Origin of the sequence: Mesorhizobium sp. M8A.F.Ca.ET.165.01.1.1, from assembly GCF_004792065.1 — a bacterium.
Taxonomy (GTDB): domain Bacteria; phylum Pseudomonadota; class Alphaproteobacteria; order Rhizobiales; family Rhizobiaceae; genus Mesorhizobium.
In genome coordinates this window covers 41,432-56,655 of the sequence record NZ_SRTH01000012.1, presented here as the reverse complement: position 1 = coordinate 56,655, position 15,224 = coordinate 41,432, and the positions used below count along the sequence as shown (strand labels likewise).

Genomic DNA, 15,224 nt, shown 5'->3' with positions numbered 1-15,224 from the left:
GTCAGCTCCTTTTCACGAGCCATTCCGGGCTGCCCTCGATGGAGACGGGCGGCCGCGGATAGGGCTGATTGTGCTTGCTGACGTGGTCCCGGTAGTCATAGCGCGCGCCGGGGAAACCAAGCATGCGCCACGAGACCATGTCCTTGTTGCCGCCATAGACCGGATCGGCAAAGAACCCTTCCATCGTGTTCTGCAGCAGAAGCCCGAAGAAACCAGGACCCTTGACGCCGTTTGGCAAGTCAACCTTTCCAGCTTCCATGGCGGTCAGGAATGCATCCTGGTCCGCCGGCTGGAGCTCGGCGAATGTCTTGCCGTCGCGCTGTTTCAGGAAAGCGTCGATGGCGGCAAGGCCGATGCGGTAACGCTGGGCGGGATTGGCTTCGCCCTGGTAACCTTGCGTGGGCAACCCCGGCAGGAACGGTCCTTTTGTGTAGAGCCGGCTCGACGTTCCGAACGCGCCCGTCAACTGACGGTCTATATAGACAGCGCAGCCGGCCTCCTTGCCGCCCATCGAGAGATCGTCGGCGGGGACAAGGCGGTCGACGATGGCCTCGACGAGCGCGGCTTCCTGCGGCGTGAAGAACTGCCAGCCGCCGGACACGACCTGCATCGGCGGATCGGACGACAGCGGCGCCCAAGGCAGCGAGCCCGACAAGGATCGGGCAAAGCTTGCCGATGTTGCCGTTACCGTAAACATCGCAACCGAAGACAGAAAAAGACGGCGGCTCAGTCCGACAGTATTGTGACGATCCATCGAAGGCACCCCGACAACAATAGAGGCGCGCCGAAAGGGGCGCGCAAAATCATGACAAAATCAGTTAAGTTTAAGTCATGCCAATCACTTGGTGTCAGCCTGCGGAAAGAAACCGGGATCGTCAAGCAGATCACAAAATCGTTAGATTAGGCCAGTCATCTTCTTATCGGAATGCGCTAATGTACTGATGGCTAAAGAGGATATCCTTGTAGCAGCTTGAAGCAACGGGCGTATCATCAGGCGGGTTTCCAAAGCGTGCTACCGCCGGCAACGGCCCAATCCGCCAGGCCACTCCAGCGGTCACGGCAACGCCCCGCATGCATGCCGGCAAACGGGGCGTCGTAATGGTTTTGCTTATCACCCTGAGGGTGCGGAGGGATCGACTAGAACCCGCCCACGTCGAACTGGAGGCGCTTTGCCGAGTCGATCGACTTGTGGCCCCGCACCTGCTCCAGCACCTTTTCCGGGAACGGCGCGTCGAGATAGAGCAGGGCGATGGCGTCGCCCCCCGGCCGATTGCGGCCAAGCTGGAAGTTGGCGATGTTGACGCCATTCTCGCCACAGACAGTACCGAGCAGGCCGATGATGCCGGGCGCGTCGGCATTGGTCGTGTAGAGCATGTGCTGGCCGACCTCGGCGTCGAGGTTGATGCCCTTGATCTGGATGAAGCGCGGCTTGCCGTCGGAGAAGCAGGTGCCGGCGATCGAGCGGGTCCTGTGCTCGGTCTTGACCGTCAGCTTGATATAGCCGTCGAAGACGCCCGATTTGTCGCGCTTGACCTCGGCGACGATGATGCCGCGCTCTTTCACCATGATCGGCGCCGAGACCATGTTGACGTCGGCGACCTGCGGCCTGATCAGCCCGGCCAGGGCAGCGCTGATCAGCGCGCGCGTGTTCATCGTCGCGGTCGAGCCGTCGAACAGGATCTCGACCTCGGTGATCGGATCCTCGGTCACCTGGCCGACGAAGGCGCCGAGCACTTCGGCGAGCTTGACGAACGGCTTCAGCCGTGGCGCCTCTTCCGCCGTGATCGACGGCATGTTTATGGCGTTGGAGACTGCACCCTTGATCAGGTAGTCGGCCATCTGCTCGGCGACCTGCAGCGCGACATTCTCCTGCGCTTCCGCCGTCGAGGCGCCGAGATGCGGCGTCGCCACCACGTTCTCCATGCCGAACAGCGTATTCTGCTCCGCCGGTTCGACCTCGAACACGTCGATACCGGCGCCCGCCACTTTGCCGCTCTTCAGCGCCGCGACGAGGTCGGCTTCGACCACCAGCCCGCCACGGGCGCAGTTTATGATGCGCACGCCGTTCTTCATCTTGGCGATGGCGGCCGCATCGATGATGTTGCGGGTCTTGTCGGTCAGCGGCGTGTGCAGCGTGATGAAGTCCGCACGGGCGAAGAGTTCGTCCAGTTCCACCTTGTCGACGCCGAGTTCCTCGGCCCGCTTGTCCGACAGGAACGGGTCGAAGGCGACGACATGCATCTTCAGCCCGACGCCGCGTGTGGCGACGATCGAACCGATGTTGCCGCAGCCGATGACGCCGAGCGTCTTGCCGGTGATCTCGACGCCCATGAAACGGTTCTTCTCCCATCTACCGGCATGGGTCGAAGCGTTGGCTTCCGGTATCTGGCGGGCGAGCGCGAAGATCATCGCCACGGCGTGTTCGGCCGTCGTGATCGAATTGCCGAAGGGCGTATTCATCACGATGATACCTTTGCGGCTTGCCGCCGGGATATCGACATTGTCGACGCCGATGCCGGCGCGGCCGATGACCTTGAGATTGGTGGCGGCGTTGATCAGCTTCTCGGTGACCTTGGTCGCCGAGCGGATGGCGAGGCCGTCGTACTGGCCGATCACTTCAAGCAGCTTTTCCTTGTCCTTGCCGAGGTCGGGCAGATAGTCGACCTCGACGCCGCGATCCTTGAAGATCTGCACGGCGGTAGGAGAGAGTTTGTCGGAAACGAGAACGCGGGGCGCCATGGCGGCCTCCTTGAAAATGAGATTGATCCGGGAACGGGCGGCCCTCGGGCCGCCGCGGAGTACCTCAGGCAGCCGCTTTCAGCGACGCCTTCTGGCTGGCAAAGGCCCAGTCGAGCCAGGGCAGCAGCGCTTCGAGATCGGAGGTCTCGACGGTTGCGCCGCACCAGATGCGCAATCCCGGTGGGGCATCGCGGTAGGAACCGATGTCGTAGGCGACGCCTTCCTTGTCGAGCGTCGAGACAAGCCCCTTGGCGAACGCCGCCTGCCCGTCAGCGTCGAGCGCCGCGATATCCGGATCGCTGAAGGACAGACAGACCGACGTGTTCGAGCGTGTCGCCGGCGCGACGGCGAGATGACCGAGCCAGGATGAGCTTTCCACGAACCGGTCGAGCACGGCGGCATTGGCATCCGCCCTGGCAATCAGCGCATCGAGGCCACCGATCGACTTCGCCCAGTTCAACGCATCGAGATAGTCCTCGACGCAAAGCATCGATGGCGTGTTGATGGTTTCGCCCTTGAAGATGCCTTCGATCAGCTTGCCGCCCGAGGTCAGGCGGAAGATTTTCGGCAACGGCCATGAAGGCTTGTAGCTCTCCAGCCGCGCGACGGCACGTGGCGACAGGATCAGCATGCCATGCGCGCCCTCGCCGCCCAGCACCTTCTGCCAGGAGAAGGTCACGACATCGAGCTTCTCGAAGTCCAGCCTTTGCGCGAAGGCGGCCGACGTCGCGTCGCAGATGGTCAGGCCCTTGCGATCGGCTGGGATGAAATCACCGTTGGGCACGCGCACGCCCGACGTGGTGCCGTTCCAGGTGAAGACAACGTCGCGGTCGAAATCGATCTTGGCCAGATCCGGCAATTCGCCGTAGCCGGCCTCGATCTTGCGCACATCGGCGAGCTTCAACTGCTTGACCACGTCGGTCACCCAGCCGGAGCCAAAGCTTTCCCAGGCGACCATGTCGACGCCGCGTTCGCCGAGCAGCGACCACAGCGCCATCTCGACGGCACCAGTGTCCGATGCCGGCACGATGCCGATGCGATAGTCCGCCGGAACTTGCAGGATTTCGCGCGTCAGCTCGATCGCCTGTTCGAGCTTGGTCTTGCCGATCTTGGCGCGGTGGGAGCGGCCGAGCGCAGCGGATTTCAGCGCCTCGACCGACCAGCCGGGACGTTTTGCGCAGGGACCTGAGGAAAAATTGGGATTTACCGGACGGAATCCGGGCTTCGTATGCGTCGTCATCGTGGTCTATCCTTCCAGATAGTGGCCCCTCGTTGGGGAGGGGTGGCCCACGGACGGCGATATGCGTTCAAGCCTCGGGCGTCAAGAGGAAAGTTTTTGTCGCTGCCGGGATACCAAATGCATGTCGTCCAAAAGTGCCCGGCGGTTTTGGGTCGACGACATGCATCAAACAAGAATGTCCGTGATCAGGATCGCGTGATTCGAATGCAGACGGCGGACCGCAGGGATCCGCCGCCGAAATGCTGATCTGTCCGGGACCTACCAGAGATCGTAGCGCAGCCCCAGCTTGACCTGGTGATTGCTGATTCCCTTGTGGACCGGGAAGGAGGTCAGGCTTTCGGCCGTCACATATTCGGCGTCGGGGGCCGAGAAATACTGATAACCGAGATCGACGGAAACGTTCTTGGAAACCTGATAGGCAAGGCCGGCATTCAACGTATAGGCGAAGGAATACTGTGTCTTGTTGTCCTGCAGGTTGAAACTGTTGGCGGGGACATTGTTATCCGTGTAAGTCGCCGAAAGCGTGTGCCTGCTGCGGACAACACCGATGCCGGCGCCGAGATAGGGCGTGATTCCGACATATGTGCCGAGATCGACATAGCCATTGAGTATCCCTGAGAAGGCATAGTTCTTCAGCGATCCCGATCCCTGGGTCGACAATGTCGGCAGCGTGACGACCGCTGAATCGTCATAGCTGAAGCTGACGTCGTTACCGGGCAAATAGCCGAGGTTGAGATCGGCGCGCAGATAGTCGGTGAAATGATAGCCGAAACCGATGCTCGCGAAGGCCGCTTTGTTGCTCTCGCTAAAGTTTTCGTTGTTGATCGCCGACGGGAAGGTGAAATCCCCGTTTTTGAAGCTCTTTTGCACCAGATAGGAGACGTCGCCGCGCAGATACCATCCGGAGCCGACCTCGACCGGCACATAGTCCGGCGCCTGGTCGACATAGACCGGCGGATCGTAATCGGCGGCGAATGCCGATGTCAGTGGCAAGAGGCCAAATCCGGCAAGCGCCAACGCAATACGCGATATGAGTGTCATGGTCCCCGACTCCCGATTTGGCGACACCTGCGATCTCGCAGGCAGCCATCGTTTCAAGGAGCATTGTTAACCATAGTGGTTAAGTGCCGGTTAAGGCTAACAGAGCGTTAGCTAATTGATTTCGAACGGACTCACCCCGGATCATCTCAAACGAAAACCGCCCGGCTGATGCCGGGCGGTCGACGAATTCTTGGAACTTCTAGACGATTACTTGGTGTAGATCGGCTCGGGTTCGGGCTGATAGGCAACCGGTACGCTGCACCCGTTGTTACCGCCAAACTGATAGCGCAAGCCACCGCGCACTTCGTTGGTGTTGAAGCCGTGATCGAAGCCCGGCCCGGCGCCCGGCGTGGCGCCGCTTGGACCATACTCGAACATGCGACCGCCCTGAATATGGGAGAAACGGTAGCCAGCATCGAGGATGACTTTGTCGGTCAGACAGTAGGAGGCGCCGGCCATGACCGCGTAGGCGAAGCGCCAGCTGGATGTTCCGGGGTTGGACTCGGTCGTGTTCGGATCGTAGACAGTATCCCACTTGACGCGCGCACCGCCGATGCCGGCGCCGACATAGGGCGTGATGCCATGCCAGGTGCCAATATCGACATACGCATTGGCCAGCAGCAGCAAGGCGCTCATCTTCGACACTTCGGTGGAGGTCGTGGTGAGATCCGAGGTGGCGCCGTTGAAGTTCGACTTGAACCAATAATCGGCGGTCAGGTCGGTGCGGAAGTGTTCATTGATCTTGTAGCCGACGCCGCCGCCGAGCGAGAAGCCGCCCTTGAGCTTGCCGTAGTCGAAGCTCTTGCTGCCAGCGACCCCGACGGGAGGTCCGCACGGGCAAGGCGCGGCCCCATAGGTGATGTAGTCGATGTCACCCACCTTCGACTTGTGATAGTCGAGGTCGCCGCGGATATACCATCCGCCGACATCGACAGGCTCATAGACCGGCGGTGGCGCTTCTTCGACCTGCGGCTCAGGCAGATCAGCTGCGAGTACCGGCCAGGCCAAGCCCGCGAACAGCAGCGCGAACAGTGCCTTTCTTGCTGTATTGAACATGCTTGTCACCCCTAGAAACCCTCGGAACGGCGATCGTGTCCGAATGAAATTGGCTTTCAGGCGTGGATAATGAATTGCAAAAGTTAAAAGGCGTTTAACCTTGTCGATTAACCACGAATCTCTAAAATCCAGGAGATCTGGCGATGATTTCGACAGAATGAACCGGTTCTCCGGCCAACAAAAAGCCCGCCGGCGGGGCGGGCTTCGATGCAAGCAAGGCGGCGGCGCCTTCCGGCGGGCGAATGTCAGGCGGCGCTGCGGGTTTCCGAGATGACCCCGACGATGTCGTTGACGACGGCCTCGACCAGTTGCGGATCGTCGCCCTCGGCCATGACACGGATCAGCGGCTCGGTGCCGGATGGGCGGATGACCAGCCGCCCGGCCTTGCCGAGACGGTGACGGGCGTCTTCGATCGCGGCCTTGACCAGGGCTTCCTCCAGCGGCTTGCCGCCGGCGATGCGAACGTTCTTCAACAGTTGCGGCACCGGTTCGAACTTCTTCGACAGTTCGCTGACCGGGCGGCCCTGCCGCTTGATGCAGGCCAGCACCTGCAGCGCCGAGACCAGACCGTCGCCGGTGGTCGAAAAGTCGGACAGCACGATGTGACCCGACTGCTCGCCGCCGACATTGAGCCCATGCGCGCGCATATGCTCCACGACATAGCGGTCGCCGACCTTGGTGCGGTGCAATTGCAGCTTCATGTCGCCGAGAAAGCGTTCAAGGCCGAGATTGGACATGACGGTCGAAACGACGCCACCGCCGGCCAGCCGCCCGCTCTGGTGCCAGGATTCGGCAATCAGCGCCATGATCTGGTCGCCGTCGACGATGGCCCCGTTCTCGTCGACGATGACGACGCGGTCGGCATCGCCGTCGAGCGCGATGCCGATGTCGGCGCGCACTTCATGCACCTTCTTCTGCAGCCCGGCCGGATGGGTCGAACCGCATTCCCTGTTGATGTTGAAGCCGTTGGGCTCGACATTGATGGCCACGACCTCGGCGCCAAGCTCCCACAGCGCCTCTGGCGCCACCTTGTAGGCCGCGCCATTGGCGCAGTCGACGACGATCCTGAGACCCGAAAGCGACATCGAGCGCGGCAAGGTGCGCTTGGCGAATTCGATGTAGCGGTCGTGCACGCCATCGACGCGCTTGGCGCGGCCAAGCCCGTCGGAATCGGCGAGCGCCAGTTCGATGTCCTTGTCGAGCATGCTCTCAATGCGTTCTTCGATCTCGTCGGAGAGCTTGTAGCCGTCCGGGCCGAACAGCTTGATGCCGTTGTCGTAATAGGGATTGTGCGAAGCCGAGATCATGACGCCGATATCGGCGCGCAGCGAACGCACCAGCATGGCCACCGCCGGCGTCGGGATCGGGCCGAGCAGGAACACGTCCATGCCGGCGGCGCAAAGGCCGGCCACCATCGCGTTCTCGATCATGTAGCCGGAAAGCCTGGTGTCCTTGCCGAGCACGACACGATGGCGATGGCTGCCGCGCTGGAACGAAAGGCCAGCGGCCATGCCGACCCGCATGGCGATTTCCGCGGTCATCGGAAACTTGTTGGCGCGCCCGCGAATGCCGTCCGTGCCGAAGTAATTCCCTGCCATGCTAGCCAGTATCCCTGATTGTCCTTAGCCGGCACGTCATGCCACAATTGGCCGTCGTGCCCCGATCACATTGTGTGATTATATGTTACCAATCCTTAGAAAATCATTGTTGTGCACTGCACACAACCTGGTGGCGTCCTGTTACCGAGCCACCGTTGCGCCACAATATACCAGTTTTGCGAGCCATCGAGCGCGGATGCACCCCGAGAATTCTTAGCTCGGCGGCCGTAAGTTCAAATGATTTCATCACCTTGTCGTTAGAAGGCGATTTCCGGCGATATATAAGCCACCTGGCATCTGGCGCAACCGACCGTTGAGCGTTATTGATTCGCTGGGACGTATAATGGGCTTCAGCCACGGAGAAACGCTATGCTCATCCACCGAATTGCCACTCTCACCGGCCTCGCGGTCGCGACGTTGTTCCTGGCCGCGCCAGCCAACGCGCTGACGATGGCCGAGTGCAGCACGAAGTATAACGCCGCCAAGGACGCGGGGACGCTTGCGGGGGCGACCTGGAACCAGTTCCGCAAGGCGCAATGCGGTACCGACGCCGCGGCCACCACCGATACCAAGGCTGCCACCACCAAGGCGACTGAAACCAAGCCGGCCAAGACCACCAAGGCTGCGGCCGCGGCTGCCGACAGCACGGCCAAGGGCCTGACCGCCAAGGAATGCAGCACCAAGTACCAGGCGGCCAAGGCCGCCGGCACGCTGAACGGCATGAAGTGGAACGACTTCCGCAAGGCTGAATGTGCCGCTGGTGCATCCGCTGCCGCCGACACCAAACCGGCGACCACCAAGGCGGCGGCAGCTCCGGCCGCTGCTTCTGGCAAGGGTCTGAGCATGGCAGAATGCAGCACCAAGTACCAGGCCGCCAAGACGGCGAACACCCTGAAGGGCATGAAGTGGAACGACTTCCGCAAGGCTGAATGCGGCGCCAGCGCGTCCGACGACGACACCGTGCCCGCCCCGAGCGAGGCCACTTACACCAAGGAGCCGGCAAAGCCGACGACGGTTGCGCCCAAGGGCGTCACCTTCCCGTCCGCGATCTCGGCGAAGTATGCCAGCGAAACTCCCGGAAAGGGCCGCATGCATACCTGCCTCGACCAGTACTATGTCCTCAAGGACGCCAACGCGCTCGGCGGCCTGAAGTGGATCCAGAAGGGCGGCGGCTTCTACAGCCTCTGCAATGCCAAGCTGAAGGGCTGATCGCGTAGCCATAGTCTCCAAACAAAGGCCCGCGCATCGCAAGATGCGCGGGCCTTTTTGTTGCGCGCGAAGACGCCTGCGGCTTTGCACGCATGTCGCGGGGGCTGCCGGCATCATCAATTCGCCTACACTGCCCCCGCCAGGCTCATCGATAATCCGCAAAGATTCTGGTTGAACATACAAAGAACAAAACGTATACAAAAGGACGTCAAGCTTATTATCAACCAGGAGGGTCTTATGCACAGTTTGAAATTGGCGGTATTGGCTGCGACCGCATTTGTTGCTTGGAGCGTCGCCCCTGCAAGCGCACTGACGATGAAGGAATGCGGCGAGAATTATCGGACAGCCAAGGAAGGCGGCACTCTGAACGGCATGGACTGGGCCGCTTTCCGCAAAGAGAAATGCGCGACGTCCGCCGCCGAGAGTGTCAGCGCGGATACGGTCGAAACCACGCCGCAGCCGAAAAAGGAAACCAGCGCGGCGGTCGCCCCAACTGTAGCGCCGGTGGGCGTGACATTCCCGACCACCCTCGCCGCCGAGTTCAAGACCGAAAAGCCCGCGAAGGCGAGGATGAAGACCTGCCTGCAGGGTTACCACGGCAACAAGGAGGCGGGTACGTTGAACGGCCTTCGCTGGATCCAGAAGGGCGGCGGTTATTACAGCCTTTGCAATGCGCGGCTGAAAGCTGAATCATAAAAGTCGAATACGGCGGATAAAGCGGTTCACAGTTTTTCACGCAGACGTTGAGCCGTGATCCTCGGGCTTGTCCCGAGGATCTGCTGTCGGGCGACATCTGGGCGCCGGGTATGAGTTGGAAACCGCCAACTGCGTTTGCAGGTCATCGGGACAGCCCGAGGGGTGACGCTCCAATGTACGTCCGGCACGCCCCTTGAGTTCTGGAGCAATTTCCAGGAAAGTGCGTAACGGCTTTCCGTCCGGAATTGCGTGAAAACAAAGAGTTAGAGCGGGTTAGCGATTCTATCAAACGCTGAACCGCTCTAGCCCTGCGGTTGCGGCTCCATGCCGCCTTCGGGCTCGGGACCCTTCTTGCGGCGGCCTCCGGACTTCGGAACGGCCGAGCCACGGCTCGGCGGTGTGTCGTCGCCAAGGTCGCGCGAGGGCTTCTGCCCTGCGATCAACTGCTTGATCTCCTCGCCGGACAGTGTCTCGTATTCGAGCAGGCCTTGCGCCAGCGCGATCCATTCCTTCTTCTTCTTGGTCAGCACCGACTTCGCCGTCGAATAGGCGTCGTCGATCAGCCGGCGCACTTCCGCATCGATGATCTGCGCCGTCTCTTCCGAGATGTTTTGCGTGCGCGCCACCGAATGGCCAAGGAAGACCTCTTCCTGGTTGTCGCCATAGGCGACATGGCCGAGCTTGTCGGAGAAGCCCCAGCGCGTGACCATGGCGCGCGCCAGCTTGGTCGCCTGCTCGATGTCGGAGGAGGCACCCGACGTGATGTTCTCCTTGCCGAACTTGAACTCCTCGGCGACGCGGCCGCCCATCATGATGGCGAGGCGCGAGACCATGTATTTGTAGCTCATGGAGTAGCGGTCGCCTTCCGGCAACTGCATGACCATGCCAAGCGCGCGGCCGCGCGGGATGATGGTCGCCTTGTGCAGCGGATCGGCCGACGGCACGTTGAGCGCCAGGATGGCGTGGCCGGCCTCGTGATAGGCGGTCAGCTCCTTCTCGGCCTGGGTCATGGCCGACGAGCGGCGCTCGGCGCCCATCATGATCTTGTCCTTGGCGTCCTCGAACTCGGCCATGGTGACGAGGCGCTTGTTGCGCCGCGCGGCCATCAGCGCGGATTCGTTGACAAGGTTCATCAGGTCGGCGCCGGAGAAGCCGGGCGTACCACGAGCGACGACCTTGAGGTCGACATTGGGCGCCAGCGGCACGTTGCGCACATGCACCTTGAGGATCTTCTCGCGGCCGACGATGTCGGGGTTGGGCACCACCACCTGGCGGTCGAAACGGCCGGGACGCAGCAACGCCGGATCGAGCACGTCGGGCCGGTTGGTGGCGGCGATCAGGATGATGCTTTCGTTGGATTCGAAGCCGTCCATCTCGACCAGCAACTGGTTCAGCGTCTGCTCGCGCTCGTCATTGCCGCCGCCGAGACCGGCACCGCGATGGCGGCCGACGGCGTCGATTTCGTCGATGAAGATGATGCAGGGCGCATTCTTCTTGGCCTGATCGAACATGTCACGGACGCGGCTGGCGCCGACGCCGACGAACATCTCGACGAAATCCGAACCGGAGATCGTGAAGAACGGCACGTTGGCTTCGCCGGCGACCGAGCGGGCGAGCAGAGTCTTGCCGGTGCCGGGAGGACCGACCAGCAGCACGCCTCGCGGAATCTTGCCGCCGAGGCGCTGGAACTTCTGCGGATCGCGCAGGAACTCGACGATCTCTTCAAGATCTTCCTTGGCTTCGTCGACGCCGGCGACGTCCTGGAAGGTGACGCGGCCATGCGCCTCGGTCAGGAGCTTGGCCTTCGACTTGCCGAAGCCCATGGCGCGCCCGGAGCCGGACTGCATCTGGCGCATGAAGAATATCCACACGCCGAGGATGAGGATCATCGGCAGCCACGAGATCAGGTAGCCGAACAGCGAATTGGAACCGTCGGTCTCGGGCCGCGCATTGATGGTGACGTTCTTGTCCTGCAGCCGCGAGACCAGTTGGGGATCGCCGGGCGAATAGGTCTGGAAGCCGCTGGAATTGTCGGTGTAGGTGCCGGTGATGCGGGCACCCGCGATGGTCACCGTCTTGACCCGGCCGGCCGCGACATCCTGCAGGAACTGCGAATAAGGCACATCGCTCGAAGCCCCGCGCGTCTGCGGCGTCTGGAACAGATTGAAGAGGGCGATGAGCAGGACCGCTATGATCGCCCAGAGCGCGAGGTTGCGATAGTTCGGATTCATCAATTGTCCCGTTGGTGTCCGCGAGCGGACAGCATCATGAGAGGAAACTTGGGCCTAACATAGGGAGAGCGTCCCCCCTTGCCAAGCAGAACAGCATGTCTGGGTTAAGCTTTCGCGCAGCATCAACCGGCACTGTGGCCGGCGAATGGCAAGGCGGGAAACGGCGCCGCGCCGATCAACCCGGCGACGGCGCGCGCCGGGGCCAGATCGAAGGACGGCAGGAAGCGGGCGAAGGGAGCAACGAATGGCGAGGCCGCAAACCCTTGCGATGTCGGCCAATCAGGCGCCGAACCGGCCTTTTCGACGGCTTGCAGCAGGCCTGGTTCAGCCGCCAATGCCGCGCGCATCAGGCTTGGCGGGGTTTCGCCCCGGCCTACAGCCAGCCGCTTCGCCGCCAACGCCCCGAATGGGGCGATCAACAATGCGCCGCTGGCGTCGTGCAATGTGATTTGGCGGCGGCCATCCCAGATGGTGGCGTCGACCGTTGCCGCTGCCGCCGGCAAGCCCCGCATTTCCCGGCGCAGGAAGATGCCGGCGCGCCGGAAGTCGATCACCGTCCGCGACAATGTGGCGCAAAGAAGCCCCGCCTTCAGCCGGGCGAACAACGCCTCGCTGCGAGCCTGGTCCGGCAGGAAGGCAATCCCGCCTGTCGTCGCCAGGAGAATGCGCAGCGCGTAGACGGCCGCCTGGTCGTCGCCGGCGCTGAGCAGGGCCGGGTCGAGCCGGACGAGACCCGTCGCCGGCCGGCTGGCAAAGCGCTCGACCAGAGAGGCGGCCTTGGCGCCAAGCCGCATGCGGGCGCCGGCCGCCTGTGCCGCCAACGCCAGCGCGTCGTTCATGCGCTGTGCGCCGGCCTCCCCGGCAAGGGCCGCGCGCATGCGCGGCCGCTCGAAGGCTTCATCGGCATTGGTCGGGTCCTCGGCCCAGCCGACCTGTTGGCGGCGCAGGAAATCGCGTAGCGCAGAGCGCCGGACGCCAAGAAGCGGTCGCACGATCCAGTCGCGCCAGTCATGCAAGGTGGCGGGCGCCATCCCGGCAAGGCCCCGTCCTTCATCGCGGCCCGCATCGTTGCGATCGCGCCGCATCAGCACCGTCTCGGCCTGGTCGTCCGATGTATGTCCGGTCACGATCAGGCCGATGCCCTCCGCCCGGGCGGCGCTGGCGAGCAGCCGGTAGCGCGCCTCGCGCGCTGCCGCAGGCAGGCCGGTCGACGGTTTTTCTCCGGACCAGGCCAGGATGCGGTGGACGATGCCGCGATCCGCGCAAAGCTGCGCCACGGCCTGCGCCTCACCAGCCGAACCCCGCCGCAAGCCGTGATCGACCGTGATCGAGAGCAGCCTCGTGGACGGCGCGGTTTTGTCGAGATGCTGTTTGAGAAGAAGAAGGAGCGCGATCGAGTCGCTGCCGCCTGATACGGCCGCAACGGCGCCGTTGGTAAAATCGATATGCGAAAAAAGTCTCGTCGAAAACTCAGGCCCGGTGTCGAGCATCAATGCATTCGTCCAAAAGTCCCCGGTTTGGGACTGCGACATCCCCGGGAAAGATCAGCACGCAGCCAGGGCCTTCTCCTGCTTGACGCGTTCCTTGAGTGTGCTGGAAATATCGGGATAGCGCTTGCCGACCTCGCTGAAGGTGGCGCAGGCGACATCATGCTGCTTGAGGCCGACCAGCGACACACCGAGCTTCAACAGCATGTCGGGTGCCTTCTTGGCCTTGGGATAGTCCTTGCTGGCAGCGAGGAAGACTTCCGCCGCATCGCGGTATTTCTGCTGGCCAAGCAGCGATTCCCCCAGCCAGTAATGCGCGTCCGCCGTCTTGGCGTCTTTGGGGAAGCGGGAGATATGGTCGCGGAAACCCTGTTCGGCGGTGCCGTAGTCGCCCGACAGGATGAACTGGTAGGAGTTGCGGTAGAGCTCTTCGGGATTGTTGGTGGCGGGCAGCGCCGCGACCTGCGTGCCGCCGGACTTGCCAGCCTTGGCAGGTGCGCTGGCGGCAGGTGCGGTGTCCTGTGCCGGCGCGGTTGCCTGCGTGCTGCCGCCGGCATCGATCACATTGCCGTTCTTGTCGACGGTGATGGACCCAAAAGTCTTTTCGGGCGCTCCCTTGCCGGGGATCAGCTTGCCGGGGTCACCGTCGGGCGATTCGACGATGACGTCCTCGACCGTCTTGCCGCCTGTGGATTGATCGCCGCCGGGCGCGGCGCCGGCACCAGCCGGCGCCTGGGTTGCCGGGGCCGAGGCCACGTCGGTGTTGGTTCCGGTGGTGGCATCTGATTTCTTCTGCGCCGGCGGTTGTCCGCCTTGCGAGCCGCCTTCCAGCTGCTGGAAGCGGAACTCGTTGTCTTCCTGCTGTTTGCGGATCTGCTCCTGCATCTGCAAGATCTGGAAATTGAGTTCCTCGACCTTGCCGGTCAGCTGCCGCAGTTGGTCCTCGAGCCCGGTCACGCCGACGCCGCTCGACTGCGCGAGCTGGACTTGATCCTGCTTTTTCTTCTCACCGAAAAGGCTGGGCAACTCAAGTGTCGGCAGATGGAACGAAAACCCGCTCTCGGTTGATTGCCCCGAACCGCTCGCCAAAGCGGTTACGCCTGATAGGAGCAGCAGCGCAAGCGTGCCGCTCAGAACCGATCTCAAATGCATGTGCCTCTCGCCGTCCAATCGTTAGCTTGTTCGCGCCTTCCAATCGATGTGAGACCAGCCAAGCGCCCTCGGCTCATAGCAGGGCGCGAGACTTCGGCCAAATTTTGTTTCGGGCCCCAGGATATGAAAAAGGCGGCCGGGAGGCCGCCTTTCGCAGAGGTGTGTTGTATTTTTGCCGATCAGGAACCGGCGCCGCTGAGCGTGGTGACGGCCCGGCGATTCTGCGACCAGCAGGAGATGTCATCGCACACGGCGACCGGACGTTCCTTGCCGTAGGAAATCGTCTTGAGGCGGCTGGCCGAAACGCCCTTGGAAACCAGGAAGTCGCGGGTGGCGGCGGCACGACGGGCACCGAGCGCCAGATTGTATTCGCGCGTTCCGCGTTCGTCGGCATGGCCTTCGACGACGATGGCATACTGCTTGTACTGGTTCAGCCACTGCGCCTGGCGCGAAAGCGTCGTCTGCGCGTCGGCCCGGATCGAGGTCGAGTCCGTATCGAAGAAGATGCGGTCGCCGATGTTGACGGTGAAGTCCTGCGCCGAGCCGGGTGTTGCTGCACCTGCGCCGTTGAGACCAAGATCGGCCGCGTTGTTCGGCGTCTTCTTCGAGGCGCAACCGGCGACGGCGAGCATCGCCACCAGCGCGATCATGACCGGGTTTCTGGTAAGTGCTGCGATACGGCCCATGCCGCCTCTCCTTCGTATTCGAGTGATCGTGTTTCGAGTGATTTCGTTGATCACCCAGTAACCACGTTTGGGTTAACCGGCATTCAAGA

General features: G+C 62.4%; 12 protein-coding genes. 2 read left to right on the top strand and 10 right to left on the bottom strand.

Features of this window, described 5'->3' with window-relative positions:
• Nucleotide 1 precedes the first annotated feature (1 nt).
• From EN808_RS25865 to glmM, 6 genes are all read right to left on the bottom strand, one after another.
• Complete coding sequence (locus EN808_RS25865) at nt 2-754, bottom strand: gluconate 2-dehydrogenase subunit 3 family protein (protein WP_189524166.1); 753 nt, start codon at nt 752-754, stop codon at nt 2-4.
• A gap of 383 nt (nt 755-1,137) precedes the next feature.
• The gene (gene serA, locus EN808_RS25860) at nt 1,138-2,739 is read right to left on the bottom strand and encodes a phosphoglycerate dehydrogenase (protein ID WP_127279677.1); all 1,602 of its coding nucleotides are present in this window, start codon (nt 2,737-2,739) and stop codon (nt 1,138-1,140) included.
• A 64-nt stretch (nt 2,740-2,803) separates the two neighbouring features.
• A complete protein-coding gene (locus tag EN808_RS25855; RefSeq protein WP_127279678.1) occupies nt 2,804-3,979 on the bottom strand; it encodes a phosphoserine transaminase in 1,176 nt (391 codons plus the stop codon).
• A gap of 258 nt (nt 3,980-4,237) precedes the next feature.
• Nucleotides 4,238-5,020 (bottom strand): outer membrane protein, encoded by a 783-nt coding sequence (locus tag EN808_RS25850; RefSeq protein ID WP_135917138.1) that lies wholly within the window; start codon nt 5,018-5,020, stop codon nt 4,238-4,240.
• Nucleotides 5,021-5,227: 207 nt separating this feature from the next.
• The gene (locus EN808_RS25845) at nt 5,228-6,076 is read right to left on the bottom strand and encodes an outer membrane protein (RefSeq protein ID WP_135917137.1); all 849 of its coding nucleotides are present in this window, start codon (nt 6,074-6,076) and stop codon (nt 5,228-5,230) included.
• A 245-nt stretch (nt 6,077-6,321) separates the two neighbouring features.
• Complete coding sequence (gene glmM, locus EN808_RS25840) at nt 6,322-7,674, bottom strand: phosphoglucosamine mutase (protein ID WP_127279665.1); 1,353 nt, start codon at nt 7,672-7,674, stop codon at nt 6,322-6,324.
• 369 nt (nt 7,675-8,043) lie between these two features.
• On the opposite strand from glmM, the gene EN808_RS25835 reads away from it, so the two are divergent.
• Both EN808_RS25835 and EN808_RS25830 read left to right on the top strand, forming a co-directional pair.
• Complete coding sequence (locus EN808_RS25835) at nt 8,044-8,883, top strand: hypothetical protein (protein WP_127872124.1); 840 nt, start codon at nt 8,044-8,046, stop codon at nt 8,881-8,883.
• A gap of 237 nt (nt 8,884-9,120) precedes the next feature.
• Complete coding sequence (locus EN808_RS25830) at nt 9,121-9,579, top strand: hypothetical protein (protein ID WP_135917136.1); 459 nt, start codon at nt 9,121-9,123, stop codon at nt 9,577-9,579.
• A 302-nt stretch (nt 9,580-9,881) separates the two neighbouring features.
• Here EN808_RS25830 and ftsH read toward each other — a convergent pair whose 3' ends face one another.
• From ftsH to pal, 4 genes are all read right to left on the bottom strand, one after another.
• Nucleotides 9,882-11,810 (bottom strand): ATP-dependent zinc metalloprotease FtsH, encoded by a 1,929-nt coding sequence (ftsH, locus tag EN808_RS25825; RefSeq protein WP_127279662.1) that lies wholly within the window; start codon nt 11,808-11,810, stop codon nt 9,882-9,884.
• 122 nt (nt 11,811-11,932) lie between these two features.
• Entirely contained in the window at nt 11,933-13,300 is a 1,368-nt protein-coding gene (gene tilS, locus EN808_RS25820) for a tRNA lysidine(34) synthetase TilS (RefSeq protein WP_135917200.1), read from the bottom strand.
• 54 nt (nt 13,301-13,354) lie between these two features.
• Entirely contained in the window at nt 13,355-14,449 is a 1,095-nt protein-coding gene (gene ybgF / locus EN808_RS25815) for a tol-pal system protein YbgF (RefSeq protein WP_135917135.1), read from the bottom strand.
• Nucleotides 14,450-14,628: 179 nt separating this feature from the next.
• Entirely contained in the window at nt 14,629-15,135 is a 507-nt protein-coding gene (gene pal / locus EN808_RS25810; RefSeq protein WP_127279987.1) for a peptidoglycan-associated lipoprotein Pal, read from the bottom strand.
• Nucleotides 15,136-15,224: the final 89 nt, after the last annotated feature.

Bases quoted from the DNA above. Each gene is read 5' to 3' on its own strand.
- EN808_RS25845 (WP_135917137.1), bottom strand. From the start codon at position 6,076: ATGTTCAATACAGCAAGAAAGGCACTGTTCGCGCTGCTGTTCGCGGGC.
- EN808_RS25835 (WP_127872124.1), top strand. From the start codon at position 8,044: ATGCTCATCCACCGAATTGCCACTCTCACCGGCCTCGCGGTCGCGACG.
- ybgF (WP_135917135.1), bottom strand. From the start codon at position 14,449: ATGCATTTGAGATCGGTTCTGAGCGGCACGCTTGCGCTGCTGCTCCTA.
- EN808_RS25830 (WP_135917136.1), top strand. From the start codon at position 9,121: ATGCACAGTTTGAAATTGGCGGTATTGGCTGCGACCGCATTTGTTGCT.
- pal (WP_127279987.1), bottom strand. From the start codon at position 15,135: ATGGGCCGTATCGCAGCACTTACCAGAAACCCGGTCATGATCGCGCTG.
- glmM (WP_127279665.1), bottom strand. From the start codon at position 7,674: ATGGCAGGGAATTACTTCGGCACGGACGGCATTCGCGGGCGCGCCAAC.
- serA (WP_127279677.1), bottom strand. From the start codon at position 2,739: ATGGCGCCCCGCGTTCTCGTTTCCGACAAACTCTCTCCTACCGCCGTG.
- tilS (WP_135917200.1), bottom strand. From the start codon at position 13,300: ATGCTCGACACCGGGCCTGAGTTTTCGACGAGACTTTTTTCGCATATC.
- EN808_RS25855 (WP_127279678.1), bottom strand. From the start codon at position 3,979: ATGACGACGCATACGAAGCCCGGATTCCGTCCGGTAAATCCCAATTTT.
- EN808_RS25865 (WP_189524166.1), bottom strand. From the start codon at position 754: ATGGATCGTCACAATACTGTCGGACTGAGCCGCCGTCTTTTTCTGTCT.
- EN808_RS25850 (WP_135917138.1), bottom strand. From the start codon at position 5,020: ATGACACTCATATCGCGTATTGCGTTGGCGCTTGCCGGATTTGGCCTC.
- ftsH (WP_127279662.1), bottom strand. From the start codon at position 11,810: ATGAATCCGAACTATCGCAACCTCGCGCTCTGGGCGATCATAGCGGTC.